General features: G+C 59.6%; 21 protein-coding genes and 3 pseudogenes. 8 read left to right on the top strand and 16 right to left on the bottom strand.

The annotated features are described in order from the left end of the window. Positions 1-120 precede the first annotated feature (120 nt). Positions 121-432: pseudogene (locus NXT3_RS33090) on the top strand (cupin domain-containing protein); the annotation flags it as partial. Between the two features lie 124 nt (positions 433-556). Beyond that, positions 557-757, top strand: coding sequence for a hypothetical protein (locus tag NXT3_RS31665; protein ID WP_097527121.1), 201 nt, complete (start codon positions 557-559; stop codon positions 755-757). A gap of 282 nt (positions 758-1,039) precedes the next feature. Here NXT3_RS31665 and NXT3_RS15165 read toward each other — a convergent pair whose 3' ends face one another. The 3 genes from NXT3_RS15165 to NXT3_RS15155 are packed head-to-tail and all read right to left on the bottom strand — an operon-like array spanning position 1,040 to position 3,994. Then, entirely contained in the window at positions 1,040-2,362 is a 1,323-nt protein-coding gene (locus NXT3_RS15165; RefSeq protein ID WP_037425815.1) for an NAD(P)/FAD-dependent oxidoreductase, read from the bottom strand. Between the two features lie 28 nt (positions 2,363-2,390). Next, on the bottom strand, positions 2,391-2,816 hold the full coding sequence (locus NXT3_RS15160; RefSeq protein ID WP_097527122.1) for a RidA family protein: 426 nt from the start codon (positions 2,814-2,816) through the stop codon (positions 2,391-2,393). Further along, positions 2,816-3,994 carry a DSD1 family PLP-dependent enzyme gene (locus NXT3_RS15155; protein ID WP_104839616.1) on the bottom strand — a complete coding sequence of 393 codons (1,179 nt, stop codon included), beginning with the start codon at positions 3,992-3,994 and terminating at the stop codon, positions 2,816-2,818. Before NXT3_RS15155 ends, NXT3_RS15160 begins: the two co-directional genes overlap by 1 nt. A gap of 91 nt (positions 3,995-4,085) precedes the next feature. Here NXT3_RS15155 and NXT3_RS15150 point away from each other — a divergent pair, with 91 nt between their 5' ends. After that, positions 4,086-5,015: a LysR family transcriptional regulator gene (locus NXT3_RS15150; RefSeq protein ID WP_037425807.1), complete on the top strand. Its 930-nt coding sequence runs from the start codon at positions 4,086-4,088 to the stop codon at positions 5,013-5,015. Here the strand turns inward: NXT3_RS15150 and NXT3_RS15145 are convergent. From NXT3_RS15145 to NXT3_RS15115, 7 genes are all read right to left on the bottom strand, one after another. Beyond that, the gene (locus NXT3_RS15145) at positions 5,009-6,439 is read right to left on the bottom strand and encodes an aldehyde dehydrogenase family protein (RefSeq protein WP_104839615.1); all 1,431 of its coding nucleotides are present in this window, start codon (positions 6,437-6,439) and stop codon (positions 5,009-5,011) included. The two genes, NXT3_RS15150 and NXT3_RS15145, sit on opposite strands and share 7 nt — an antisense overlap. A gap of 200 nt (positions 6,440-6,639) precedes the next feature. Then, positions 6,640-7,080 carry an Lrp/AsnC family transcriptional regulator gene (locus NXT3_RS15140; RefSeq protein ID WP_037425803.1) on the bottom strand — a complete coding sequence of 147 codons (441 nt, stop codon included), beginning with the start codon at positions 7,078-7,080 and terminating at the stop codon, positions 6,640-6,642. Positions 7,081-7,098: 18 nt separating this feature from the next. Continuing rightward, entirely contained in the window at positions 7,099-7,884 is a 786-nt protein-coding gene (locus NXT3_RS15135; RefSeq protein WP_097527125.1) for a homoserine kinase, read from the bottom strand. Positions 7,885-7,896: 12 nt separating this feature from the next. Continuing rightward, positions 7,897-9,306: an aspartate ammonia-lyase gene (locus NXT3_RS15130; protein WP_104839614.1), complete on the bottom strand. Its 1,410-nt coding sequence runs from the start codon at positions 9,304-9,306 to the stop codon at positions 7,897-7,899. A 116-nt stretch (positions 9,307-9,422) separates the two neighbouring features. Then, a complete protein-coding gene (locus NXT3_RS15125; protein WP_097527158.1) occupies positions 9,423-10,838 on the bottom strand; it encodes an aldehyde dehydrogenase family protein in 1,416 nt (471 codons plus the stop codon). Further along, positions 10,838-11,899: a homoserine dehydrogenase gene (locus NXT3_RS15120; RefSeq protein ID WP_179864823.1), complete on the bottom strand. Its 1,062-nt coding sequence runs from the start codon at positions 11,897-11,899 to the stop codon at positions 10,838-10,840. Before NXT3_RS15120 ends, NXT3_RS15125 begins: the two co-directional genes overlap by 1 nt. 370 nt (positions 11,900-12,269) lie before the next feature. Next, on the bottom strand, positions 12,270-13,145 hold the full coding sequence (locus NXT3_RS15115) for a GNAT family N-acetyltransferase (RefSeq protein WP_097527128.1): 876 nt from the start codon (positions 13,143-13,145) through the stop codon (positions 12,270-12,272). A 231-nt stretch (positions 13,146-13,376) separates the two neighbouring features. Here NXT3_RS15115 and NXT3_RS15110 point away from each other — a divergent pair. From NXT3_RS15110 to NXT3_RS15100, 3 genes and pseudogenes are all read left to right on the top strand, one after another. Then, positions 13,377-13,993: pseudogene (locus tag NXT3_RS15110) on the top strand (M20/M25/M40 family metallo-hydrolase). Positions 13,994-14,011: 18 nt separating this feature from the next. Further along, positions 14,012-14,935: a 2-hydroxyacid dehydrogenase gene (locus NXT3_RS15105; RefSeq protein WP_104839613.1), complete on the top strand. Its 924-nt coding sequence runs from the start codon at positions 14,012-14,014 to the stop codon at positions 14,933-14,935. Positions 14,936-15,103: 168 nt separating this feature from the next. Beyond that, entirely contained in the window at positions 15,104-16,381 is a 1,278-nt protein-coding gene (locus tag NXT3_RS15100) for an NAD(P)/FAD-dependent oxidoreductase (RefSeq protein ID WP_037425787.1), read from the top strand. Positions 16,382-17,336: 955 nt separating this feature from the next. Here the strand turns inward: NXT3_RS15100 and NXT3_RS15090 are convergent. Continuing rightward, entirely contained in the window at positions 17,337-18,314 is a 978-nt protein-coding gene (locus tag NXT3_RS15090) for a threonine/serine dehydratase family protein (protein WP_199773293.1), read from the bottom strand. Continuing rightward, positions 18,311-19,306 (bottom strand): ornithine cyclodeaminase family protein, encoded by a 996-nt coding sequence (locus NXT3_RS15085; RefSeq protein ID WP_104839611.1) that lies wholly within the window; start codon positions 19,304-19,306, stop codon positions 18,311-18,313. Before NXT3_RS15085 ends, NXT3_RS15090 begins: the two co-directional genes overlap by 4 nt. A 322-nt stretch (positions 19,307-19,628) precedes the next feature. On the opposite strand from NXT3_RS15085, the gene NXT3_RS15075 reads away from it, so the two are divergent. Continuing rightward, a complete protein-coding gene (locus tag NXT3_RS15075) occupies positions 19,629-20,471 on the top strand; it encodes a GNAT family N-acetyltransferase (protein WP_234819549.1) in 843 nt (280 codons plus the stop codon). Between the two features lie 196 nt (positions 20,472-20,667). On the opposite strand, the gene NXT3_RS15070 is transcribed toward NXT3_RS15075, so the two are convergent. After that, entirely contained in the window at positions 20,668-21,150 is a 483-nt protein-coding gene (locus NXT3_RS15070; protein WP_199773354.1) for a GNAT family N-acetyltransferase, read from the bottom strand. Between the two features lie 240 nt (positions 21,151-21,390). On the opposite strand from NXT3_RS15070, the pseudogene NXT3_RS15065 reads away from it, so the two are divergent. Next, a pseudogene (locus NXT3_RS15065) lies at positions 21,391-21,512 on the top strand (haloacid dehalogenase type II); the annotation flags it as partial. A gap of 143 nt (positions 21,513-21,655) precedes the next feature. On the opposite strand, the gene NXT3_RS15060 reads toward NXT3_RS15065, so the two are convergent. The 3 genes from NXT3_RS15060 to NXT3_RS15050 all read right to left on the bottom strand — a co-directional run bounded on the left by NXT3_RS15060 (position 21,656) and on the right by NXT3_RS15050 (position 24,470). Next, positions 21,656-22,135 carry an Lrp/AsnC family transcriptional regulator gene (locus tag NXT3_RS15060; RefSeq protein WP_097527137.1) on the bottom strand — a complete coding sequence of 160 codons (480 nt, stop codon included), beginning with the start codon at positions 22,133-22,135 and terminating at the stop codon, positions 21,656-21,658. Positions 22,136-22,315: 180 nt separating this feature from the next. Then, positions 22,316-22,999, bottom strand: coding sequence for a GntR family transcriptional regulator (locus NXT3_RS15055; RefSeq protein WP_097527138.1), 684 nt, complete (start codon positions 22,997-22,999; stop codon positions 22,316-22,318). Positions 23,000-23,099: 100 nt separating this feature from the next. Further along, positions 23,100-24,470 carry an aspartate aminotransferase family protein gene (locus tag NXT3_RS15050; protein ID WP_104839609.1) on the bottom strand — a complete coding sequence of 457 codons (1,371 nt, stop codon included), beginning with the start codon at positions 24,468-24,470 and terminating at the stop codon, positions 23,100-23,102. Positions 24,471-24,477 lie beyond the last annotated feature (7 nt).

Genomic DNA, 24,477 nt, shown 5'->3' with positions numbered 1-24,477 from the left:
GACGCGCAGAGGGAAGCTAGCGGAATGGATGACGATGCATCCTTTTTCTAGCGACGACGCGGATATCACTTTCACTCAGGTAAATAATGGAGAACTAGATGTCCTACTGAAAACCGTCGACCGAATCCATCATTTGAACCGAAGCGTAGAACTGCCGACCCGGATCGCCTCACCGCGGGCAGCCCCGCTTTCAAGACCTGGTTGCAGGACACCGCCAAGGAGAGCAGAGTCAACACCGGCGTCTTCGAGGCGACGCCCGGCGAAACGCACTCCATCAAGGGCGAAACGTTTGAATTTTGCCATCTCGTCCATGGCGTGATCGAATTGACCGAAAAGGGTAAGGAGCCGGTTATTTATCGCGCGGGCGACAGCTTCGTCATGAAGCCCGGCGATGTCGGAGTTTGGAAGACAATCGAGACGGTGCGGAAAATCTCGTCACAGTCACCTGATCATTCGAGGGAGCGATGCCGTTTCGAGGTGCATTGTCTCCTCGTTTCGCGGGAATGGAGCGAGCCGGCAGGCAAGCCCTTCCGATCGGCTCCATCCCCGAATTGAATTGGCGGTTTTATTCGCCCGTGGCGACGCGCAGGGCGAAGCTGGCGGACTGGACTACGAGGAAATCGCCATCGGCGGCGAGCTCGCAGGCATGTCCATAGCTTGGCGCCCTTCGAAGGGCCAAAGCGTTGCAGCCGCCGACGAGGCCGATCCGGGCTACACGGCGAGCGCCCGGTCGAATTTCGGTCTCCTATGGAGCTAGAGCAATTGCTGCCGCCAACACCGCCACTAGAGCTTATCCAAGGTGCGTTGATCCCGACCCATTGTCGATACCGTTTGCTGACGAGGAGGAGTGGCGAAGGCGATGTGGTGCATCGTCGGGCGGCTCCGACGAAGGCCAGCGGGCGGAACCGACTCACGCCGTTTCATATCCGAGTTGGCGCCCGCGTCGCTGGCGAACAGGTGACGCTTCGGGCTCCTCGCCTAGGCGATCAAGTCGAAATCTGTTGCGCCGCCCTCACGCGCGTCATCTTATCGGACATCATCAAATCCCGCCCACCTTGATTCTGGAGCCATCAAAGAAGCGCGACAGCCGGAAGGGCGTGGGGTCAACGCAAGGCTTATCGTTAGCAACCAAGTCAGCTGCCAGGCGGCCGATACCCGGTCCGAGTCCGAAGCCGTGGCCGGAGCCACCCGCGGCCAGGTATAGGCCCTTCACACCATCGGCCGGCGAGATGACCGGCACCGCGTCCGGCGTGCAATCCACATAGGCTCCCCAACTGTCGGCGACTTCGATGCCCGCCAGCGCAGGGAACTGCTCCGTGACACCTTTCAGAATAGCCGCGATCGTACGGCGGCTCGGCGTTGGGTCGAGAACGCGCATTCGCTCGAAGGGCGATTGCGTATCCTTGTTCCAACTCGCGAGCGCTTCCGGTCCACGGAACATGGATTTGCCGACACCGATCTGGATCGCTTTCAGACGCGCCAGGAACATCGGCATGAACCAGCGGGCGTAGCGAATGCCTTGCGGGGTGATGTCGAGCATCGCCCTGCCGCTGATCGCAAGCGTGTAGCTGCCATCCAACCGACGGGTCAACGCACACTGCGGCGTATAGATCGCCTCACCCAGATCCCTTGTGGGTCGCGTACGAAGCGCCGTCTGACGCACGCTCGCCTGCGGAAACAGAACTCCGTACTGGCGACAAAACATCGACGTCCAGGCGCCGCCGGCGCAGAGAACGGCTTGTGTCCGGATGGTTCCTTTTTCGGTGATCACCCCGGCCACCGCGCCATTGACCAGATCGAGCCCTCGGGCGGCGCACTCCTGGTGGATGGTCGCCCCGAATTTGCGAGCGCCATCCGCGATCGTCGGCGCGGCGATGGCGGGTTCGGCCTTGCCGTCATCGATCGAATGCACTCCGCCGAGCCATCGGCGGCCGTTCGCCGGAATCGCGGCAGCCGCTTCCTTGGCGCTCAGCATCCTGGTATTGACGTTGAACGGGCGAGCCATGTCACGCCATGCTTCCCATTCCGCCAGCTGCCGCGGATCATCGGTAGCGTAGAGCAGGCCGCATCGGCGGAAGCCGACGTCCTCTCCGATCTTCGCCGCAAACTCATCCCAAACTTGCAAAGCGACGCCCGAGAGCGGCAGCTCGCGCTCGTCCCGGTTCTGCCGCCGGCACCAGCCCCAGTTGCGGCTCGACTGCTCGCCTCCGACATGGCCCTTTTCGACCAGGGCGACGGACAGTCCCCGCTCCGCGAGAAGGAAAGCTGCCGTTGCGCCGACGATGCCGCCGCCGATGACCACGGCATCCGCCTTGGCGGGAAGCTCTTGATCGTTCTGTATGCGTTTGACAATTGGAGACATGGGGCTGACCTGAACTTTGGCGGCCGATTTATACGGCCCTGTTTCCTGCCCCTCCGGCAGGAGCATCTGAGGCAATGACGGCTATCGCATCGACTTCGACGAGATAGCCATAGTGAAGTTCCGGCACCGGAACGACGGTACGAGCCGGACGGGAATCCCCTAGTCGCGCCGCATAAACCTGGTTGAAGCGAGGCCAATTGGCCACGCCGACGATGTAGGCGGTCACCCTAACGAGATCGGCCGCGGTTCCGCCTGCGGCTTCCAGAATCGCCAGCAAGTTGTCGAGGGCCTGCGCCGCCTGGGTCTCGAAGCTGTTATCCGCCAGGGCCTCTCCACCCGTGCGGATCGGGAGCTGACCCGAAATGTAGAGATGCTGACCGACGAGCTTCGCTTGTGAGTAGTGGCCCGCCGGGCTTGGTGCTCGATCGGTATTCACAGTCATGGACTTGGGCATCACCAGCCTCCGAAGCGGGTCCAGCGGGTCTCGACAGCGTGCGAGCGGCCGCGGACCACGTGATAGGTTTCGTGCTGCGCAGCGGTCGCACAGGCGTGGTTTGGCAGGATCCGCACCCGGTCTCCGACCGCCAAATCCGGCAGACGTGCGTTCGATCCGGGACGCACGGCGACGATTCCGTGTTCCTGGTTCGCGTCGGCAACGATGACGTCTTGATAGGGCGTGCCATCCACGTCACAGACCAGACCATAGCCCTGGTCGACGGCCTGCTTACCAGTGCCACGGTCCCGCGACAGCGACATCCATCCGCCATCAGTTATGATCCACCCTTTCTCGCGCTGGTGTCCGATGACGGTCGCAAGCACGCTGAGTGCGATGTCTTCGATTTGGCAGACACCGAGCCCAGCCATCACCAGGTCGAAGAAGACGAAGACGCCCGCGCGGACTTCCGTCACTCCAGCGAGATCCGTCGCGTGATGGGCCGTCGGTGTCGAGCCGACGCTGACGACCGGGCAGGGCAGCCCCGCGGTCCGCAGAATGCGCGCCGCCTCCACGACGGCCGATCGTTCCGTCCCCGCGGAGAGCCGCAGCGCCTCGACACCTCCGCCCTTATAGCTGTCGCCGGCGTGGGTGAGGACTCCACGCAGCTCAGCACCTGCCGTCAGCGCCTGCCCGATTTCCACCAGCTGCGCCTGGTTAGTGGGTCGCACACCGGAGCGGTGGCCGTCGCAATCGATCTCGATCATGGCCGGGATGCGCGTCCCGGACCGCCGAGACGCCTCGGCCACCGCTCGCGCCTGCTGAACAGTATCCAGAGTGACCACGAGATCGACGCCGCTTGCGCGCAGCTCCGCGACACGCGCGAGCTTCGCTGGAGCGATGCCGACTGCATAGATCATGTCCCGGACGCCTGCCGCCGCGAACTGTTCAGCCTCCTTCAGGGTAGAGACAGTTGCCGGTCCCGCCGGCGAGCTCATCACCCGCCGTGCCACTTCGATCGACTTGGCGGTCTTCAAATGCGGCCGGAGTGCCACTCCCATGGCGTCAAGTCGGCTTCTGAGCCGCTGAACATTCCTGTCCATTCGGCCAGCGTCCAGGACCAAGCAGGGTGTTTCCAGGTCCTCAAGGCTGGTCGAGGCGGCCAGCCGGGGTGTGGGCTCGATCGTCGCTTGGACCATGATCTGATCTCCAATTCGGGATTTCACCTTGCAGTCAAACCATAAAGATGACAATTAATGACAAGTGAATGTTTGCTTCAGGTGTTCATTAATGTTGACGTCCGATGACCTTGCCTTCTTTTCGGTGCTGACAGGCTCGAAATCTCTCGCGGAAAGCGCGAGAAAGCTGAACGTCACGCCTCCGGCAGTGACACAGCGCCTGCGAGCGCTGGAAGAGAAGGTCGGGGTGCGGCTGATCGATCGGTCCGGACGGCGGCTGCGCCTCACGGAAGAGGGCTCGTTGGTTGCTTCTCACAGCGTTATCGTCAGCGAGACCATCGATTCGCTTGCCGAAGCCCTAGCTGATCGCAGAGGCGCGGTTCGCGGGCACCTCAGGGTCGCCGCACCACACGGCTTTGGACGGCTCTATGTGGCCCCGGTCGTGGAAGCGTTCGCACGAGAGCACGGCGGCGCGACCGCTACGCTGCAGTTGTCCGATCATCCGGCGGCTCTGCTCGTCGAAAGCTATGATGTCGTTGTTCACATTGGGGCGCCGGGGCATCTGGACCAGGTCGTCACGACACTGGCGCCGAACCCTCGAATACTCTGCGCAAGTCCGAGGTACCTCGACTCGGCACCGCCCATTTCAGCGCCCGCCGATCTTGCTCAACATCGCTGTCTTGCCGTTCGGGAAAACGACGAGGACGTGACGCTGTGGCGCTTCAAGGGGCCGCGACAGGAGATGGCGACGGTGCGCGTCAATCCGGTCATGTCGAGCAACGATGGTGCCGTCATCCGCGAGTGGGCGCTTGCCGGTCAGGGCATCATGATCCGTTCCGAGTGGAACGTGGCAGAAGATCTCGCTGACGGACGGCTGCAGCAGGTGCTGCCCAACTGGAAGCTCCCACCGGCCGACATCGTCGCGATGCTCGGCTCGCGTCACGGGCGAAGCGCCCGGACTACTGCCTTCCTAACGATGCTTCGACAAGCGCTGAAGCCGCCGCCCTGGCAAGCGGCTTGTTCGGAACCGGGTGGTCAATAGCCCAGGATGGACTTCGTCTCGAGATACTCCTCAAGCCCGTGCACGCCATATTCGCGCCCATTGCCCGAGTGCTTGTAGCCACCGAACGCGGCCGTCCCGTCCCACGCCGGATAGTTGATGTGAACCTGCCCGGCGCGGATCCGCGCGGCGACTCGTCGAGCCCGCTCCGGATCCGGGGACTGGACATGGGCTCCCAGTCCATAGACCGTGTCGTTGGCGATCGTGATTGCCTCTTCTTCGTCCCGGTAGGGCATGATCGCAAGGACCGGCCCAAAGATCTCCTCGCGAGCGACGCGCATCTCTGGCCGAACCTCGGAAAAAATCGTCGGCTGCGTGAAGAAGCCTCGATCGAGACCTGCCGGGCGTCCCAGTCCGCCGCACAGGAGCTTCGCGCCTTCGTCGATTCCCGCCCGGATCATGGTCTGCACCCGCTCATACTGGGCGCGATTGGCGATGGGCCCCATCGTGGTCGCCGGATCCCTCGGATCGCCGACGCGGATGGCATGTGCGGTTTTGCTGGCCAGATCCTCGACCTCGGCGAGCCGATGGGCGGGCACGAGCATGCGTGTCGGGGCGCTGCACGACTGGCCGACATTGCGCATTCCGGCAAGGACGCCTTTCGGTACCGCCTCGGCGAAATCAGCATCATCGAGCAGGATGTTGGGTGATTTGCCGCCAAGTTCCTGGACCACCCGCTTGACCGTCGGGGCCGCCGCCTGCGCGACGAGTACCCCCGCACGCGTCGAGCCGGTGATTGAGATCATGTCGACCTCTGGGTGGCTGGAGAGAGCTGCGCCGACACTCTCTCCAGTGCCATTGACCAGGTTGAACACGCCTGGCGGAGTGCCGGCATCATGCATCAGTTGGGCGAAGAGCAAGGCGCTGTAGGGGGACAGCTCGCTAGGTTTGAGGACGACGGTGCAGCCCGCCGCGATGGCCGGGGCGGCCTTGGCGGTGATCTGGTAGAGTGGCCAGTTCCACGGGGTGATCAGGGCGCAAACGCCGATCGGCTCCTTGGCCGTTGCGGTGCGCCCATCGACCGTCACGAACCGGTAGTTCTCGAGCACCTCCATCTGGACACGAATGTGTTCCGCGGCAAAAGGAACCTGCGAGGCCCGCGCAAAGCTGATCGCCGCCCCCATCTCCATCACGAGCGCTTCGGCGAACAGCTCCGCTCTCTCCTTCAGGAGCGAATGCACCCTGCCGAGGAGCTCAAGCCTCTCGGGCACAGATGATTGAGAGAAGGCCGGGAAGGCCTTGCGCGCTGCCGCAACCGCGAGATCGACGTGGTTTGCCTCTCCGGCGGCGATATGTCCGACAATCCGTTCCGAGGCGGGATCAACGACGGGCAGACTCGTTGCGTCCGCGTGTTCTTGCCACTCCCCGCCAATATAGAACTGGGTTCCTCGTTCGGTTATCGTCATTTGAACCTCTTGGTAGTGCCATGCGGCCGGGGCGGGCCTGCGTCAGAAGCATGCCTCATTTCACCTGAAGGCGACAATTTATCTCGCCTGAATGTCGGCTTAAGAAGGGCGTTAACAAACCCATCCACGCGCTCGATGTCGAGGCACAGCTGATCCTTTCGGGCGACGTCAAAACAAGATGTGCCTTTGTTTGCGGCGCTCTATTTTCGGATTACCGAGGAGAGAGCAAAGGCAGTCAGTGTATCGCGCACCCCGGGCATCTCAGCTATCAGCTGCCAAATCTGCCGGATGCGATCAGCCTCGGGAGACTCGACCCTGACGAGGAGATCGAAGTCGCCGGTCATAACGTCGCAAGCGACGACTTCCGGGATTTTCCGCAGCGCCTGGATGACGTCGCCGCCCCTCATGCGATCGTGCCGGTAAACGAAGATCAGTGCGGTCGTAACGTGTTGGCTACTCCCATCGCCGGTCACGATCGTATATCCTTTGATGAAGCCTTGTCGCTCCAGTCGCTCGATCCGCACTCGCACGGCGTTGCGCGAAAGATTCACCTTCGCCGACAACTCCGCGTGCGAGATCCGGGCGTTGGCTTTCAATTCGACGAGTATCTGTTCGTCAGTTCGATCGAGAAGATATTTCATGGGGTTGAAGCCGGTCGATCAGCCTAGAATGTCGGGCGTTACTGACCGATAAGCTACCATGGCGATTTCCGGTAGGAAGGTTTTTTCCTTTTGGCTTGCCAAACGCTTCGATGTTGAAGCCATTATGAAACCCGGCAATGCCTCTTTTTCCGCGCCGGTCAGTCTTCGGACCTCTTCATAACCCTGCAGTAGCGCGCGCGCCCGCTCTTTGTTCAGTTCTCCGTTGGATTCCCCCGCCCAACCGACAATCACATCCGCAACCTCCGACAACAGCGTATCATCGTGCCGCAGTCTGAAGTTAATGACCCCGCTTACTTCATCTCCAAGGAAAAAGATATTCTCGTGGACCAACGCGCCGTGAATAGCCCCAGACGGTAGATCTGTTGATGTGCACTTCGCCTTTCGTTCCAAAACAGTATGGACTTGAGCCATCACACGACCCAGGTTTCGGCATTTTGCCGCGCCTGCAATGCTGGACGAGGAGCCCGGTACGAAGCTGACGACCGCAACCAATCGACCTGCGGCCCGGCACGTGGCGTTGCCGTCGTGGGTGCGCAGCGGCTTGGGGCAGGGGACGCCCTTTCGATAGAGCGCCTCCATCGTTTCGAAAGCTCTTTCCAGATCTAAAGGCTGGGCTCCGTTCTCGAAAAGCGTAACGATGAATTCGCCTTCCTTGGCGCGAAACAGGTAGGTCGTCTCGCTGTCGCCGTCAGCGATCCCAATCACTGACAAAAGCGACCTAAACCCATAGGCTGCAGTGATCGACTGGCGATCTTCATCAGAAAGCTCGGTAAAAACAGCCATTTTCCTACCCTATCAGGCCGACGAACTCAGGGACGTTTTGCGAACGCTGCCTTCAAAGAGCTCGTCAATTTGGCCAGGCGCCAAAATTCCTTCCTCTTCCACAACCTGCCGCAATTCCCGCTTTTCAGTCAGCGCCTTTTTGGAAAGATACGCTGCCTTGCTATACCCGATAAGCATTGCCAACGGCGTCGCGAGCACGAGAGACTGGTCTAGGAGGGCCTTGCAGCGGTCGACGTCGACTTCAATACCCTCGATGCATCGCTGCTTAAAAATCTCCATCCCCCGCGTCAGCATCCGCATGGACTGAAGGATGTTGAGAACCATCACTGGCTCCATTGCATTCAGTTGCAACTGCCCCGCGCTGGCCGCGAGCGTTACCGTGAGATCATTTCCGATAACCTGGAACCCGATCTGGTTCATCATTTCCGGAATGACGGGATTGACTTTGCCGGGCATGATTGAGGATCCCGCTTGCACAGGCGGCAGTCGGATTTCACCCAGGCCCCCGCGAGGCCCACTGCTCAAGAGACGCAAATCATTGCAGATCTTGGTCAGCTTCACTGCAATTCGTTTCAGAACGCCGGAGAACGAAACGAACCCGCCCGCATCAGATGTGGCCTCAATCAGGTTTCGGGCTGGAATGACGTGGATCCCCGAAATCTGCGCCAGGTGCACGCAAGCTGCGGCGGAAAAACCGGGAGGCACGTTGATTGAGGTGCCGATCGCAGATCCACCGAGATTGACTTCTTTCAACAGCTTGGAAGCCGACTGCAGTTGGATGATATCTTCGTCGATGAGCTCCGCGAATGCTTCAAATTCCTGCCCAACTGTCATCGGAACAGCATCCTGCAACTGAGTGCGGCCGACCTTCAGCGCAGTCGCATATTCACTCGCCCTTGCACGGAATGCGTCGCGCAAGCCGACCTGGGACGCTATCAGTCCGTCACAAGCGCGAAGAATAGTCAGACGGAGCGCGGTGGGATAGACATCGTTGGTCGACTGGGAAAGGTTCACATCATCATTGGGATGCAACTTTGCGTAGTCGCCCACATTGGCCCCGAGCTTCAAGAGCGCGAGGTTAGTTACAACCTCATTAACATTCATATTCGTGGACGTGCCAGCGCCGCCCTGCATCATATCGATCGGGAAGTTCTCATCGACACCCTTCAGCTCGATGAGATCATCGCAGGCCTCGGAGATCGCCGATGCTTTTTCCACCGGGAGAAGACCAAGCTCATCGTTCGCGAGCGCTGCCGCTTTCTTGACCATAGCCATAGATTGGATAAGTTCGGGAAAGTCTTTCAGCCGAAGACCCGAAACGTCAAAGTTGAGCTCGGCTCGACGGGTGTGGACGCCGTACAGAACATTGCTAGGGATCGGAAGGGACCCGATCAAGTCGGCCTCTATGCGTTCAGTTCCCATTCTCTACTCTCCCTGATCCAGAATTCCGGCGTGGTGCATTGCATCAGTGATTGCCTTTTGAGCAGGCGGGCTCAACTAGACGCATCGATGAGCTGAGCTGAAGGAAGCGGCGCCTGTCACCGCTTCAGCCGATTGATGCAGACGACCTTCGGCTGGGTCATGTCTTCATAGGCAAACCGAACGCCTTCACGTCCCATGCTGCCGTATTTGAAGCCGCCAAAGGGCATCGCGTCGAACCGATAGTCGGACGAGTCATTGATCATGACGCCCCCGGCGTCGATTTGATTGGCGGCATCGAGAGCCTCCTCCAGATCATTGGTGAAGATACCAGCGTGGAGGCTGTATTCCGGGCTGTTTGCCAGCTGGATTGCCTCATCCAGTTCATCGAACGGCTGCAGGATGACAATCGGTGCAAAGACCTCCTCAATCCACAGGTCGCACGTTGCTGGCGCATTCTCCAGTATTGTTGGCGGGTAGAGAGTGCCGGAGGGCTTGTGCCCGCAAACGAGCGTAGCGCCAGCGGCGATTGCGCGCTCGACCATGGCAGCAGCTCGGGCGACCGCCTTTTCGGAAATCATTGGCCCCACGTCGGTATCTACGTCCATCGGATTACCGGTCTTGAGCTTTGCAGTCCGATCGACGAAGTCTGCCTTGAACCGCTCATAGATGGGGCGCTGGACCAGAATTCGCTGCGTGCCGATGCAGTTCTGGCCGGCCGCCCAGTAGGCACCCGACACGCATCCTTCAACCGCCGCGTCAAAGTCGCTGTTTCCCATAACGATAACCGGTGCATTTCCGCCGAGATCCATCGCGAGCTTCTTGATGCCGGCACTCTTCGCAATGGCCTCGCCGGTCTTAAAACCACCCGTGAAGGAGATCATCCGAACGTCCCTGGCCGAAACGAGCGATTTGCCCAGGTCTGCCCCGCCGACAGCTACCGTGATGACTGCCTCCGGCAACCCACTTTCGAGTAGCACTTCCACCAGCTTGATGGCCGACAAAGGCGTAAGCTCCGACGGCTTCAGGAGTACGGCATTGCCGCCGGCGATCGCGGGCCCGAGCTTGTGGGCCACGAGATTGAGCGGGTCGTTGTAAGGCGTGATCGCAGTGATGATGCCGAGCGGCTCCCGTGTGTACCAGCCCTGACGGGATTCCGACCCGGCATAGGAATCAAAGGGGATCACCTCGCCAGCATTTCGCTTCGCTTCATCCGCCGAAAGCTTCAACGTATTGACACACCGCGTAGCCTCCTTGCGGGCCTGGGTGATTGTCTTCCCGGCTTCCCGCACGATTAGGAGTGCAAATTCCTCCTTTCGGGCTTCAACAGCTGCTGCCGCCTTTTCGAGAATTGCGGAGCGCTCATGGCGGGTCAGGGATCGTGCGATCTGCGCACCCCGATTGGCGCGCTCGAGCAGCAGGTTCACGCTGTCCGTGCTGGTCTCAGAAACCGTTCCGACAAAGCTGCCGTCGAACGGATTGCTGATAATGATCTCGTCTACGGAGGTCTTCTTGCTGAGAGCGAGGCTCTGCATCATGCGGCCTCCTTCGTAGCGGTGCCTGCCTGGGCTTTGTGAATGGCGACGATATCGGACAGCAGCGCATAAGCGGTCTCAACCCGGCCGGCCCCAGGGCCGGTGATGGTGACGCGACCGAGTAGTTCGGTGTCAAGCGATACCGCATTGGACGCGCCGTTTACACCGGCGAGTGGATGCTCGAAGGGAAGCTGCTTCGGAGAAACGCTGCTAGTTACCGTCCCGTCTTCATTCCGAACCGCCGATCCGATTAACTTCCAACGGCTATTTGCTGCGGCTGCGGCTTCGATATCGGAAGGACAAAGCCTGGAGATGCCCGTGCACGTGACTTCTTCGGGCTTGAGGCTTGCCCCCAGCAACTCGTTTGCCAGGATCACCACCTTGAGGCGAACGTCAAAGCCTTCCACATCGGCGGTTGGATCGGCTTCCGCATAGCCGAGTATCTGGGCTTCCCTGACCGCAGTGGCGAAGTCAAGGCCGCATTCCATGCGGCCGAGGACGAAGTTCGAAGTACCGTTCAAGATCCCCTCGAAACCCTTCACCTCTGCGCCGACGAGCGTCTTTTCCGCCATGCGGATGACAGGGGTTCCACTCATGACGGAGCCTTCATATTCGAAATGAACGCCGTTCGCCTTTGCAAGGGCCTTCAGTTCCTGGGCAGCGATCGCGACCGGCCCTTTGTTCGTGGTGACGACATGCTTGCCGGACTGCAGCGCCCAGCGGCAGTGCGAAACAGCTGGCTCGCCGTCCTTCGGGTTTGTAAATGTCGCTTCCACGATGATGTCGGCAGGCGCCGTCTTGATGATGGCCTCGTTGTCGGCTTCCGCGGTGCCGCCAGAAAGCTGCCCGAACCCGCCTTTCGCGAAGTTCGCTTCAACCAGGGTCTTGGCATCGAGGCCGTTCGGCGAAATAACGGACCCGAGATAGAGGTCGCTGACAGCTACGATGTTCAGGCGGAACCCGAGGTCTCGTTCCCAGAGAGGGTTCTTCGTAGCAATGAGTTCGGTGAGAGCGCGATTGACGCCACCAAATCCGATAAGAGCAATGTTGTAGATTGTCATTTGGATTCTCCGGTGAAGCATTGTGTTCCGCAATGATGAGATGCAGACCGCTTCGTCGGAACGGCACAAACAGACCAATCTGCTGTGCGCTTTGCTCATTCCACCGCCGTCTTGCATGATGGCCTGGGGTTGATGATTGAGACACTCAACCCTCAGCCAGGACGGCAAACCCGCAAACGGGCTCAGATCATCGCTGCACCCTCACCACGGGCGACAGTGCCGCGCGAGCGGCATCATCCTCGTACTAAAAGCGGATACTAGTTTCAGCAACAGTATTTCCTGGGCCAGATCATCATCGAGCTTGACGCGTGGAAAAAACTGAAATGCGCTACCCTCCGCGGAGCAAGGCGCCAGTTGGGGTGCTTGTATTTCAGCTCAACGCATGGCCGGCCAAGCCATAGACCCACGGCTCGTTGTCTTTTCGGTTCAGGAACCGGCGGCCCTTGGACATGGTCGTATCCGTCTCGGAAACCGCGAGTCGGCACTGCTGCAGAAATTCGGCAAAGGCCGCCTTGTCACGCGTGTCGATGCGAGCGAACTGTCCTGCAAGCCGCTTCAAATGCACGGCTGTGAGATGGATTGCGTCATGATCATTGCTTGCCACTATTGGGCCGACGACATGGCCGCGCCCGAACTCGTGACGCATGGAATAGCCGACAATTTCGCCACCTCGTCGCAATATAGAAGTTGAAGCATTTTCCGAAAGCAGTGCGAGCAGCTTGCCGCGATCTATGCCGAAGGCCCGCGCATCGAGAGCGGTGATCTCATCGAGTTCGTCGCTTGATGGTTCGCTCAATTCACCGTTCAGGGGCGGCAGAGTCGGAAGCGTCGGTGCGACGTCCCCCTGGTACTGGTATACGATTGCTTCCTTCTTGAAGCCGAGCGACAGGTACAGCTTATAGGCCGCATCGGTCGAGTTTAGGCTTAAGTTGCGGCCGGCGCAGCGTTCAAACACCTGTTCCATGAGCCATCGGGCGTTTCCCTGCGCTTGCGTGCGGGGCGATGTGATCACCAGGCCGACGGTGGCGAAGTCGTCACCGTGCGGAAACCACATCGCGCTTCCGAACACACGTCCGATACCATCCACGGCGACGATGCCGTGGCCGGCGCGGCGCAGGAAATCCCAATCCTTTGGCCGGTGTGGCCAACCAACCCCGATCGACAGCGCGTGAAGCAAGCTCACGTCGACATCGTTGATATCCCGCGCTGTCAATTCAAAGGATTTCAGGCGCACTGATCTTTGCATTTCAGTTCAATCCGCTCCGTTCATCGGAGGCCAACTCTCGAGCAAACAGCGTCTTTGATTCCACCGCCGATTGCAACATAGGTACACTATTGCACGCAGTGGCCTGCAGGTTTCACTTGTTCGCGGCAACTATGCGAAATCTTCAGCCGAACCGAAGCTATGTTCGGCAGAGAAAACTCCTGCCTCGGCTTAACCTGACTGTCACGGGTCAACTCTGAAGGCAAGGTCCCCATGAACGTCGAAGAGATCCTCGCAAGGTTGATCGCATTTCCCTCTGTCGTGGGCACTCCAAACAGCGCGATTGTCGATTGGATTTGTTCGTACTGTCTGGCAGCGGGGGCTGAAGTGACGGTCCACCCCGGCCCCGAAGGTGGCCGGTCTAATCTGTTTGCCACCATCGGGCCGCGCGAGGGCAGGGGTTATATTCTGTCTGGCCACATGGATGTCGTGCCGGCCGGCGAACGGGAATGGAGTTCGGATCCTTTCGTCCTGCGCAGGGGGATAAGCTTTACGGCCGCGGCACGTCCGACATGAAAGGTTTTCTCGCCTGTGCTTTGGCCGCATTGCCGAAGCTTGCAGGCATGAACCTACAGCGGCCGGTCGATCTTGCCTTTTCCTATGACGAAGAGGCGGGCGCCCGCGGTGTGCCACAGTTGACGGGGCACGAGCCGCTTGCGGCAGTGAGCTATGGCACCGAGGCGGGGCTTTATCAGCAGGCCGGCATCGACGCGATTTGCGGCCCGGGGAATATCGACCGCGCCCATCGTCCCAATGAATACATTGAGACCGGCGAACTCGCGGGGTGCCAGAAGATGGTCGAGGATCTCGGCAAGCACCTTGCCGCATGATGAAAGAGGGTGAATTACATGGCATTTCTCTTCAATTCCGATGCCGCACGCGGGGCAGTTTTTCGTGAGCTCTTTGCGCGCGAGCTCCCGGATGTGGAATTTTTTCATCACAGCGAAACCGTAGACCCGGACAAGGTGCGTTATCTCCTGACTTGGACTGTTCCCGCTGACATCTCGCGCTATCGCAATCTGGAAGTACTGTTTTCCATCGGCGCAGGCGTCGACCAGTTCAACCAGGACGGCGTCCCTGATCATGTAAAAATCGTTCGCATGGTCGAGGATGGCATCATTCGGATGATGCAGGAATTCGTTGCCCTCGGTGTACTGACGCTGCACCGGGAGTTGCCTGCCTATCGGGAGCTGCAGAAACGCCATATGTGGCAGGCTCTTGCCGCTCCGCAGGCGACCGAACGACGAGTGGGCTTCCTGGGTCTCGGTATGTTGGCCCAGGCGGCAATCGAACGCTTGAAGCCGTTTCAGTTTCCGCTATCCGGATGGAGCCGCGGCAGAAAGAAGCTGGACGGCGTCACCTGCTTCCATGGAGCAGATGAGCTTGCCCGCTTTCTGATGCAGACGGATATTCTCGTCTGTCTGCTGCCGCTGACCGACGAGACTCGCGGCATTCTCAATGCCGAGCTCTTCTCGCTGCTGCCGGTGGGCGCGCGGCTGCTGCATGTTGGCCGAGGCCCACAGCTTGACCAGACCGCCCTTATCGAGGCGCTCGACAGCGATCATCTGGCCGCAGCAATGCTCGACGTGACGGATCCCGAGCCGCTACCCGAAAACCATCCACTCTGGTCCCATCCGAAGGTGGTGTTAACGCCGCATATCGCCTCCGTGACGCAACCGCATACGGCAGCACAAGCGGTCATAGAAAACGTCCGACGACACCGCGCCGGAGAAAATCTGGTCGGCCTCGTCGATCGGACACGCGGCTACTGAAGTGCACGCCGCGGAGTTTACCCGCAAACAGAAGATCCTGTGGTTTGCGCCACTAAACGCAGGTAGTTGTTGCGAAACAAGAACGTTTGTGCCGCTGCTCATCCGCAGAAGCGGGCGTACACTCTACTATCCGAACCGGGCTTAGATGAGCATGAAGGGTGTGCATCGATGAAATTCGCCTCCTACTGGCATGAAACCTCCGTTCCATTCGCCGGGGGCGTGGTCGGGCCTGTCTCAGGTGACTTCGAGGTCGCGGTGATCGGTGCCGGCTTCACCGGCCTCAGTGCCGCGCGCAAGCTCGCGAAGTCCGGGGTGAAAGTCGCTTTGCTCGAAGCGGAGCATGTCGGCTATGGCGCGTCTGGCCGCAATGGCGGGCACCTCAACAGCGGGCATTTCGCGAGCTTCAGTGCCGCCAAGCGCCATTTCGGGGAAATCCAGGCGCGCCGGTTGTGGCGTGCCTACGATGACTCGATCGACATGATCGAAGCACTCATCGAGGAGGAAAAGATCGACTGCAACTTCCGCAGAGGCGGAAAACTCAAGCTCGCATCCAAGCCTTCTCACGTCGGAAAGCTGCAGGCGATCTTTGAAGAGATCCGCCGCGAGGTCGATCCGTCGGCTGAATGGCTCACTCGTGAGGATCTTCGCAACGAGGTCCGTTCGGGTGCGTTCCACGGAGCGATCCTGTCTCCGAAATCCGCCATGATGCACATGGGCCGCTACGCCAATGGTGTTGCCAATGCCGCCCATCGCTATGGCGCCGCAATCTGGGAGCAGAACCCTGTCATTGGCCGCGAGCGCGCAGCAAATGGTTGGAGGCTCATAACGCCGACCGGTTCGCTTACCGCTCGCCAGGTTATTCTGGCGACTGACGCCTATACATCTGGCGCGTTCGGCTATTTCTCCCGAAGGATGATGCCGATCGCTTCCTTCATCATCGCCACGCGCCCTCTCACCGAACAGGAGATTGCCGCGACTGTTCCGGGAAACCGCAACTTTACAAACTCGCTGAACATCGCGAACTATTTTCGCCTGACGCCGGATAACCGTATGCTGTTCGGCGGCCGGGCGAGATTTTCGGCCGAGTCGAACCAGAAGACCGACGTCAGCTCCGGTCAGCTCTTGCGCAAGCAAATGGTCGGCATATTTCCGCAGCTTGAGAGCGTCGAGATTGACTATTGCTGGGGCGGCCTCGTTGGATGCACCCAAGATCGTTATCCCCGGGCTGGCAGCGCCGACGGTGTGATTTACAGCATGGGCTATTCGGGACACGGAGCTCAGCTGTCGACTTTCATGGGTAACGCCCTGGCCGATATGGCGATGGGGCGAAAGGATGCCAATCCGCTTGAGGGAATGGCTTGGCGCGCCGTGCCGATGCACACCGGCAAGCCTTGGTTCCTGCCAATTGTGGGTGCCTATTACCGGATGAAGGACATGCTTCCCTGAACCATGTTCGCGCCGCGTCAGAGGGCTCGTGGAGCTGGGTTCCGAGAAGATTTTGGCGCGTTCCCCATTTGGAAAGACAAGGGTCTCGAAAACGAGGTTGTCGTCAAAGCTTTGGGCAGATCTGGAATTCGTCGCACAGTTCATCAAAGGCGATCTCGTTGACGCTGTGGCCAAGGTGAGCAGGCAGTGGCTATGCGCAGCGCTAGGCGCTGGCGAAGATCGTCGAGAGCGGGCTGATGCCCGCGATCCATGCTGTCGTCCGCTGGCGGCGCTTGGATCTGGTGCAGTGGATCTTTCAGGAATTCCGCATCTCGATAGATGAGACGACGGTCAGGCGGGAGTTGCCGCCAAAGGTTTGCGTTCGACGCGGTCTGGAGTCTCAGAAAAAATGTGGCTACCGTCGGGGCCAGTTCGACGGCAGCCAGTTTACCCCTGGGAGGAGGGAGAGGGGGCATGCGCGTGGATGGCTTTGATACATTTGGCCTCGGGTCTCCATCCAACGAGTGATATCTTACACAGCTGCATGAGCGGTGGGCTGCGGCGTTTCGGGGGGGTCGCCAGCATGTTGTTCGGTTTGTTGGCCGCTCTGAAGCTAATTTAGCTGAGGCTTGCCTTGTCCGGCTGGCAGCGCGTAGGGGTTCGATCTCCGCCCCACGTTGGAGCGGCCGCAAAATATGCCCGTCAAGGAAGTTCAAAGGCCTGAGCGGCCGCTAGCTAGGCTAGCCAGCAGGGAACTGCGCCAGAAACGGATTGGCGCACGTAACCGCTTTCCACAACGCGTTGCAGCCTTTCCGGATCACGTGCAGGATTGGCCGCTTAGGGCGGTCGTTGCCCAGCTGATCGCCGAATGGCGTGCTTCGAGCCGCATTCCGGACCGGCAGGTTCTTGCTTGGTGATGAGAAGCGCGGACGTTCAACTGCGAACGGGACGCTGAACTGACCGAGGCTGTAACTGATTACCCCGCTGCCTTGTATATCGCGGCAAGATCGCCTAGGTCCCAGTTCCCGCCAGACAACACCGCACAGACTTTTTCGTCGGGCTTGACGTCTATGCTGCCCGCCAACAAGGCTCCAATACCAATCGAGGCGGCTGGTTCAGCGATCAATTTCGCATCCCTGGCAAGAGCACGCATGCCGGCGATGATGTGCTCGTCTTCAACAAGAACAATCTCGTCCACATATCTTTCGATAATCGGGTACGGGTTTTGACCCGGAACACTTAACCTCAAGCCATCCGCAATGGTGTTCTTCAAGGGAAGCGATGTGCGCTCCTTGTTTATCCGGCTGTGAAAATACTTCGGCGTCAACGCAGGCTCTGCCCCGATGACGCGCACCGATGGTTTCGTTTCTTTTATGGCGGTAGCGATTCCCGAGATCAGGCCTCCGCCGCCCACGGGGACAATGACCGTGTCCACATCGTGCAGGTCCTCGAGTATTTCACACCCGATCGTTCCCTGACCGGCCATCACGATGGGGTCCTCAAAAGCGTGAACAGCCGTGTATTTGTTTTCTTCAGCGATTTCATACACCCTTTTCCATCGGGCGGCGGTGTCCCCATCGAAAAGAATGACTTCTGCCCCGAGGGCTTTTGTATTTTCCAGCTTGATTTTGGGCGTGGTGACCGGAAGCACCAATATCGCTTTTACGCCCAGCATCCTGGCGGCATAAGCAAGCCCTTGGGCATGGTTGCCCGACGAGGTCGCGATAATGCCGTTTGCGATCTCTTCTCTCGAGAGCGAGAGAGCCTTGTTCAGGGCGCCGCGGATTTTGAAGGCGCCCGTAATCTGCAGGGTCTCCGGTTTGAGATAGAGCTGACAACCAGCGGCCTTCTCGATTTTCTCCGCACGCAATAGCGGCGTGTGCCTGACGTGCGGCTTCAGCCGTTCCCGAGCTTCACGGATGTCCTGAATGGTGGGGTAATTGCGCATGGTCATTCCTCAAAAAACTGAAAGAAGGTGCCGACGTTATTGGCTATGGCGTTCTGATAGATTTTGCTGGCTGTCGTATTGTCTTGTATGGCCATGCCCGTGGAATCGAAGATCGTGATTTCGTCATCACTTTCTCGTCCGGGCTTCTGTCCCAACAATACCTCGCCGATTTCGCCGTGGATGTCGTTTCTGGTGATGATGTTTCTATCCAATGGGTGCCAGGTCTCGCCCTTTTCTGTGCATTGCGAGATCGAGTCGACGACGAGCTTTGCGTTCCTGAATATCTCCGGATCCAGTTCTTGTTTGCCGCGTTGATCCGTGCCGATGGCAACGATGTGTGTGCCGGGCTTCACCCAATCCGCTTCCACAAGCGACCCTTTCCCGCGGGTCGTCGTGATCAGGATGTCGGCCTGCTCAACGGCTTCTTTCTTGGAGTTGGCCATGATTACAGGAATGCCAAATTCGCTCTCAATATCGGTCTTGTATCTTGAAAGCGTATCCGGGTGATTGTCCCATGCATGGATCTCTTCGATCTTCATGATCTCATTGATCGCCCGGATTTGCATTCTTGCCTGGTTTCCTGTCCCGATCGATGTAATTTTCCTGGCTTCTTTCCTCGCCAGTGCCCTTACGGAAACGGCTCCGGACGCACCGGTTCTGAGACCAAGGATCAAGCTTCCATCCATGACGCAAATCAACGCACCGCTTCTCGCATCAAACAGGAAAATGGTCGCCATGCCATTCGGCACCCCGTGTGCTGTCGGGTTGTCGACGAACCCTCCGGAAGAGGCTTTCATGGAGATCACTTCATTGGCTTTGTAGTACCCAAGCTTGAAGTCGATTTCCCCGCGAGGCGACGGGAGATCTATCCCGATGTAGTCGGGTTGTTCGACCTGATCGCTGTTAAAGCCCTTGTATGCCTCTTCCACCGCGCCGATGACTTCCGTCATGCCGATTAGCCGTCTTACTTCATCCTTCTTAAGCAGCAGCGTTTTCATGCATGACCTCTCTATTTTCTGGCATCGGCACAGCACGCCCAGCACCGTAATCACGATAGTCGGAGAGCGGGGAGATTAGTGGCCGGATTCGCCTCGACCGGAAGCAGATTGTTCTGCGTCGCATAGAAGCTTTGGCAGAGAGTTGCAGCCGGCGCCTTTCCAAGTGCAGGCATCGGCGTATAGATTCCGTCATGGTCGGCACAAGATGCGGCACAGGCGGTAAAGCTTAGCGCGGACGCGTGGCGCATGTCCGTACGTCGGGAGGAACTGCTGTCTTATGCGGGTTACCTTGAACCTTGAAGACACAGGCCGGAACCGCATCATGATCAACCAAGCGATCATTCTCGAGAAGATGACACCAAAGCATCTGGACAGGGCATTGGAATTGTCCCGCCAGGTGCAATGGCCGCATCGGCGCGAGGATTGGGAACTGGTCCAGTCAATCAGCCAGGGAATCGTCGCACTCGAAGAGGATCGCCTCGTCGCGACCATCATGATGACGCCCTATGGCGACGACGCCGCCACCATCAACATGGTCATCGTCGATGCCGCGATGCGCGGCCGCGGCCTCGGCCGGAAGATGTTGGAAGAGGCGCTTGCCAAAGCGGGTGAGCGCACCTGCTATCTGGTGGCGACGCAGGAAGGTCTTCCACTCTACGAGAAAGTGGGTTTTGCTGTGACCGGAGAGACCGTGCAGCACCAGGGCGAGCCGTTGCGGGTCGAGGCACCGGCCCATGTAAAATGGAGCGAGAGCGGCGATCATGCCAGCCTGGTGGCGCTGGATCGCGCGACAAGCGGTCATGACCGTACGGCATTAATGGCGATTCTGCGCGAGCGGGCGAAGTTCGCTGTCATTCGCGATGCCGGCGAGATCCAGGCCTTCGCGGCGATCCGGCCTTTCGGCCGTGGGCTGGTCATCGGACCGGTGGTAGCGAGAAACGCTTCCGAAGCCAGGGCCCTGATCGATTTCCTGCTCGCCCATCACCAGGGCGGGTTCGTCCGTATCGACACGGATGTCTCCACGGATCTTGCAGGATGGCTCACCGCGCGCGGGCTCAACCACGCCGGCTGTGGGATCAAGATGCGACGTCGCGGGGCCGCGTGGGGGCAAAGCAAGCCCACCCATCACCGCAACTACGCGCTGGTCAGTCAGGCACTCGGTTGATCTTGGCGGAAAAAAGGGACTCGCTTGTCGGGTTCGACGGTGCCACCGCTCCATCCGTTCGCCGGCCATTGAAAGCCGTAATGAGACCGGGCTGTCGCAACCGATATAAGGCCGCCGGAACGGTTCCGCGGGTCTGTGGTGTGTCAATGTCGGATATGGGCAGGACGGCATCTCACCCCAACGTCGGGAGCCGCCACTAGAGCGCTTGATACATAACGAAGGCGTCAACATAGCCATGTGTCGGGTGCCTGAACGCGCCGGGCAACGTGCCCACGACTTCAAAACCCATTCTCTGCCATAGCGAAGTGGCGCGCTGGTTGGTGCTCACCACGAAGTTGAACTGCATTGCCCGATACCCGCGGGCGCGGGCGGTTACCAATGAGTGTTCGCACATGGCGCGTGCGACGCCCCTACCGGTCGCATCAGGCGCCGTGACGTATCCGCAGTTGCAAACATGCCGACCACCGCCAGCCTGATTGGGACGCACGTAGTAGGTACCGAGGCTGGCGCCCGCTTGCTCGGCAACGAAGACTTCCTTGTCTGCGCCCAACCAGTAGGCGAGAGCCTCAGCGCGGCTCAGATTGCGATCGAGCGCATATGTTTCTCCCGCTCGGATCACGCGCTCGATGACTGACCAGACTGCGGGCGCGTCAGCGGATGAGGCGGGGCGGATATGCATAGCGGCATGATTACCTTTTGCGGCAGGTGCTGAGAAGCGGGTCATGTTGTTTTTGTCCTTATGGCGGCTCCGCCCTCAGGCCTCGACGGTTGCCTCCGCGCGAAATCGAAAGAGCCAACCTGGCCTTTGGTCGAGAAGTTTCTGCTGACGAGTCGAAGAATCCGGCCGGTTCAGCGGCCGAGGCGCGGCCTACGATTGCTCACAACGGAAACGGATCCCTGTCAACAAAGGGCGAAGCGCATGGCCACTATCCGCCCGAAATTGATGACCTTGGCCTCGGCACGCTGATCAACTTTCAGATGGTGGAGGCGGCACGCGATCTTTACGGCAAGCGAACGAGGGAGCAGAAGATGCTGCAATTCCCCGCTTAGGGCGCTTTGAAATGGCAGGTGCATCTATTCTATAGCCCGCCGGTTCTTCGGTTGTCGTCTCTCATCAATCTACCAGCACGAGATGCCGCCTGCTCATCAATGCGCGGCCGCCACACTGCCCGCATCAAGGTCTGCTACGAGGCTTGGAAAAGGCTTTCCAGCGGCAAATGCGCTTTGACCAGGGGCGATTTCAGGACGACGAAGCTGAAGTACCTGTCAATGCCGATTTCCGAATCGAGGAGCCGCTCCATCAGCGTCTGATACTCTTCGATTCCGGCGGTGACGAATTTTACGAGATAATCGTAGCCTCCGGAAACCAGATGGCACTCGATGACCTGATCGACCTTCTCGATCGCCGTAAGAAATCTCGCGAAGTCCAGTTGACGGTGGTTCTTCAGCGTGATCTCCGTGAACACCGTCAACGTCTGGCCCAGTTTTCCGATATTGATATGGGCAGAATAACCCTCGATATAGCCCTCCGCCTGTAGCTTTTTCACGCGCAACAAACAGGGACTTGGCGAGAGATTGACAATTTCCGAAAGCTCGACATTCGTCATTCGGCCATTCTTCTGCAATGCGTTAAGTATCTTGACGTCGATGCGATCAAGTTTCATTGGCTAGCTCCCGCTGATGAGGATGGCTGACGCCGCGACTCCGCCGAGAAGCAGTCTCTGGCGGAGCCGGAGAGGAAGCTTCCAAGTGGTGCTTGCTCCGCGTCGAACCGGCGGCACCGGCATCGTCAGCGCCGCCTGGCAGGTTATGCTCCCGAGCTGTCAGATTCCGGGGAGCGCTGGTCAACGTTGATCGAGCAACTTGATCTGGAGATCTTCCCAGTGCTCCTGGAACGCCTCCCGCGCCGTATCGTAGTGGCGGCTTCTCAAGCTGTTGATGAGCCGCTCGTGTTCCTCCGCCATTTCTTCGGCAGTGGCGTAGAAATCCTGCCGCTGTGCGAGGAGAAGCTCGATCTCGCCCTCGAGGTCTGAATAGGTTCGCTTCAGTCGAGCGCTGCCGCTAGCCGCGATGATCGCGCGGTGGAAGTCACGGTCCGCGGCAACCAGCAGGGATCTGTCGGAGGAGAGAGTCGACGCGTGCATAACCTCAACCGCCTCCAGCGCCTGAGATGGGATGACGCCGGTCAGCACGATCAGACGAATGGCCTCGCCCTCGATGGCGCCGCGCACGCGTGTGATATCGACAATATCGTCGGGTCCGAATTCGGGCACCACAAAGCCTCGGTTCGGTATCTGACGCAGCAGGCCCTGGGTGACGAGCACCTGGGCTGCTGTACGGAATGTGTGCCGCGAGGTCGAATGCTCCTCGCACATCTTCACGTCGCGAAGGAACTCGCCCGGTCGGAAATCTCCCGACAAGATGCGCCGCCGCAGGGCGTGGGTCAGGATTTCCACAGCGCTAGCGGGCAAGGGCTCGACATTCATCTCAAGATCTTCGGCTTGAGTCTTGGCGTGCAGCGGCGGCATGGCTTTGGCTTTGCTCGTTGTTTTGTTTGCATACCTACGCCACATGCGGCGGCGTAGGGCAAGGGAGACGATATTGCGCCTCCCGGCTGCATGGTGGGTCCTAGATCTGCACGGACCGAAGCGCCTCGTCGACGCCCTCGAGCAGACGCGCCGCATTGGCCGATGTGAAGATGAGCGGGGGCCTAATCTTCAGGATATGCGCGTCCGCTCCGGTCGCGGAAATGAGGATGCGCCGGTCGCGCAAGGCATTAACGGCTGCAAGTGCGCGGTCCATGTCCGGCGTTTTCCGGTCTCTATCCTTGACGAGTTCGACGGCGAAATAGAGGCCGGCCCCGCGAACATCGCCGACGAATTCATATTTCTTCTGTAGGTCCCGGAGGCCGTCGAGGATTTCGCCGCCGACCTTGGCGGCGTTGTCCATCAGGCCCTCTTCGAGGATCGTGTCGAGCACGGCCCTTGCAGCGGCGATAGCGACGGAGTTGCCGCCAAAGGTGTTGAAGTAGCGCATGCTGGATCCGAATTCGGCAACGAGTTCGGGCCGCAGGACTACGCCGGCAACGGGATAGCCGTTGCCCATGGGCTTGCCCATGGTGACGATGTCCGGATCGACCTTGTGGCGGGAGTGACCCCAAAGATGGGTGCCGGTCCGCCCGAATCCGGACTGCACCTCGTCGGCGATGAACAGGCCGCCCGCCTTGCGCACCACTTCCGCCACCGGCGCCAATACGTCCGTCGGATCGACGTAGAGACCATCGGAGGAGAAGACGGAGTCGGCGATGAAGGCCGCTAGGCCGCCGCCATGCCGTTCCATGTCGGCGATCTGCCGCGCGACATCCTCTGCCATCCGCCGGCCGATTTCCTCGGGGGGCAGGCGGTAGGAATCCGGCGCAGCAACTGTGCGAAGATAGGGATCCAGATCCGACTTCTTGCCGAGTGACGGCGATATTGCCGCCACCGCGCCGCTGTTGCCGTGATAGGCTTCGGCCGTAACAATGACGCCGGTCTTGCGTGTGTGGTAGCGCGCGATACGCAAGGCGAGATCGTTGGCTTCCGAGCCGGTGCACGTGAACATCGCGCACCCGGTCCGCCCGAGTTCGCCACCGAACGTATTGATCAGGGCTTCAGCATAGTCCAGCAGGGGCTCCTGCATGTAACGCGTGTGGGTACAGAGTACCTCGAGCTGCTTCTGGATCGCCTCGACGACACGCGGATGAGAGTGCCCCAGGGATACCACGTTGTTGTAAGCGTCGAGATATTCGTTGCCGTGCTTGTCATAGAGGAAGACGCCCTTGGCACGGGAGATCTCAACCGGCGACTTGTAGAAGAGCCGATAAGCGGGCCCGAGCAGCCTTTGCCGCTTGGCGATATGCGCCAGATCTTCACTTGTGAGATGAGACGTGTCCTGAGGATTGAAGCCATTTGGCATGTCGCCACGGAAGCCCTTGGGCAGGGTAGTCGCTTGCTTGGACATTACGGTT

The sequence above is a fragment of the Sinorhizobium fredii genome (assembly GCF_002944405.1).
GTDB lineage: Bacteria > Pseudomonadota > Alphaproteobacteria > Rhizobiales > Rhizobiaceae > Sinorhizobium > Sinorhizobium fredii_C.
Note: the sequence above shows the minus strand (reverse complement) of the source record. Positions and strands in the feature narration are given on the sequence as shown.